The sequence below is a fragment of the Mesorhizobium sp. M4A.F.Ca.ET.020.02.1.1 genome (genome assembly GCF_004022645.1).
Classification (GTDB): Bacteria; Pseudomonadota; Alphaproteobacteria; order Rhizobiales; family Rhizobiaceae; genus Mesorhizobium.
Genome location: NZ_RZOI01000826.1, coordinates 1 through 2,471 on the forward strand (window position 1 = coordinate 1; position 2,471 = coordinate 2,471).

The 2,471-nt window shown below is 68.0% G+C and carries 2 protein-coding genes and 1 pseudogene; 1 reads left to right on the forward strand and 2 read right to left on the reverse strand.

Translation table 11 applies throughout. The annotated features are described in order from the left end of the window. Window positions 1–213 (forward strand): annotated as a pseudogene (locus EN742_RS31725) (GntR family transcriptional regulator); the annotation flags it as partial. Here the strand turns inward: EN742_RS31725 and EN742_RS31730 are convergent. Beyond that, a complete protein-coding gene (locus EN742_RS31730) occupies window positions 210–1,373 on the reverse strand; it encodes a M20 aminoacylase family protein (RefSeq protein ID WP_127407468.1) in 1,164 nt (387 codons plus the stop codon). The pseudogene EN742_RS31725 and the gene EN742_RS31730 sit on opposite strands and share 4 nt — an antisense overlap. Before the next feature lie 113 nt (window positions 1,374–1,486). After that, a partial coding sequence (locus tag EN742_RS31735) for a diaminopropionate ammonia-lyase (protein WP_128333717.1) occupies window positions 1,487–2,471 on the reverse strand: 985 nt, incomplete at its 5' end.

A 2,471-nucleotide genomic window follows, 5' to 3' on the forward strand; every position in this document is an offset into this window, starting at 1 on the left:
ATCGACCACTACATGCGGCTCAGCCTACCGGTGCGGGCGAACTCACTCGCCGATCCGCAGAAGCTGGAAGTCTCGCGCCAGCACCACTGGTTCATGATCGAGGCAATGAAGCGCCGGGACAACTGGGTGCTGGCGCAGCTCTGCGTCGACCATCTGCAGCCAAGCAAGATGTTCTATCTCGAGGCGATCGAGAAGGCGGGGGATGGGGTTTAGGGGCCCTCCGCCGCCAGCCGCCGCCGCACCACTGCCGCATGGAACCGCGCGCCATGGACCAGGCCTTCATCATTGAAATCATAGGACGGATTGTGCAGCGGTGCGGAGGCGCCGTTGCCGAGGAAGATGAAGCAGCCCGGCACATGGGCGAGGAAGCGGGCGAAATCCTCCGAGCCGGTCATCGGCTCGGCCGCGACGCCGACGGCATCGCCGGCCAGCACGCTCCGGGCCGCAGCAAAAGCTTCGTCGACCAGGCTTGCGTCGTTGACCAGCGGCACGAACTCGCGCGTGTAAGTGACTTCGGCGGCGACGTCATAGGCCTGCGCCGTGCCCTCGGCGATGCGGCGCATCTCCTTCTCGATCGCGGCACTCACCTCGGGCCGGAAACTCCTGGCGTCGCCGAGGATGCGGGCAAGGCCCGGCAGCGCGTTGCGGGTGCCATCGGTGATCAGCTCGGTGACCGAAACGACGCCGATGTCGGCGGGGCTCAGGCGCCGCGAGACGATGGTCTGCAGGTTGACGACCAGCGCGCAGGCGGCGACCAGCGTCTCCTGGCCGGCATGTGGACGCGCGGCATGGCCGCCGACGCCTTTCAGCACGATCTCGAAATTGTCCTCGGCCGACATGATCGGCCCGACGCGGGTCTCGAAATGGCCAATGGGCAGGCCCGGCATGTTGTGCAGGCCGAAGATCTCCTCGAAGGGGAAGCGCTCGAGCAGTCCGTCGTCCAGCATGGCAAGCGCGCCCCTGCCCCATTCCTCGGCCGGCTGGAAGATGAAGCGCACCGTGCCGTCGAAGCCGCCTTCGGCGGCAAGCAGCTTTGCCGCGCCGAGCAGCATCGAGGTGTGGCCGTCATGGCCGCAGGCATGCATGGTGCCGGGTGTCTGGGAGCGGTAGGCCATCGTGCCCTGCTCGGCGATGCGCAGCGCGTCCATGTCGGCGCGCAGTGCGATCGCCCGGTTGCCGCTGCCCCTGGTCAGCGTGCCGACGACGCCGGTGCCGCCGATGCCTTCGGCGACCTCCAGCCCGAACGCGCGGAGTTTTTCGGCAACGAAGGCCGAGGTGCGCTTCTCCTCGAAGCCGAATTCGGGATGCGCGTGGAGATCGTGCCGCCACGCCGTCATCTCGCGGTGCAGTGCCTGCTGGTCGAGTTTGGCCATCGTCGCCCCTAAGCCTGTTCTTTACGCACCCGGACCGAAAGCTACGGCGAAGTCGCCGAGCCTGCTACGGCGAAGCCGCCGAGCCTGACCGTTATATACTTTCCGGACTTGTTTCAGGCAGGCTGCATCAGCACGTCGTCCGGCGCCACGCCGACCAGTTCGGCATAGCGGCCGGGGTCGGTCGCCCCCTCGGAGTTAATGACGAGCACGCGCGAATGGGTGTCGAGGTCGAGTGCCGCGCGCATCTGCTTGTCGCCTGCCGCGCGGATCAGTCCGGCGAGCCCCGCACCGCCGCTTTCGCCGGAGATGATCGCCGGATCGTGGCCCAAGGGTCGCGCCAGCCGCTTCATCACGGCGACCGCATCCTCTTCCTCCACCGTCATGAAGGCATCGCCGACGCGCGCCAGCACGCGCCAGGCGACCAGTGACGGTTCAGCGCATTCGAGCATCGCCATCACCGTGGGCTTGGTGTGCGCAATCGCGACCGGCCGTCCGGCCTTTGCGGTGGCGTAGACGCAGGCCGCCCGCGCGGGCTCGACCACGACTGCCCTCGGGCGATGCTCGCCAAGCACGATGGCGAGATGGCCGGCCACCGCCGCGGCAAAGCCGCCGACGCCGGCCTGCAGGAAGACATGGGTGGGCGACTTGGGCAAGCGCCTCAGCGCTTCGCGCACGATCACGGTGTAGCCCTGCATCACCAGTCCCGGTATCCGTTCGTAGCCCGGCCAGGACGTGTCGGAGACGACGGTCCAGCCGCGCTCGGCGGCGACGCGCGCGGCTTCCCTGACCGACTGGTCGTAGTCGCCGGCTATGCGCACGATCTCGGCGCCGAAGCGGGCGATGGCCGCGACACGCTCACGGCTTACGCCAGCATGGACGAAGATCACCGAGCGCGCGCCGACCAGGCCGGCGCCCTGCGCGACCGAGCGGCCATGATTGCCGTCGGTGGCGCAGACAAAGATCATGCTGGACGCGATCTCGCGCACCTTGGCGTCGTTGATCTCGCCGATATCGACGGTGCGGCCGAGCCACTTGCCTGCCTCCTCCAGCACCAGCCGTATGACCGCATAGGCGCCGCCCAGCGCCTTGAGATAGTGC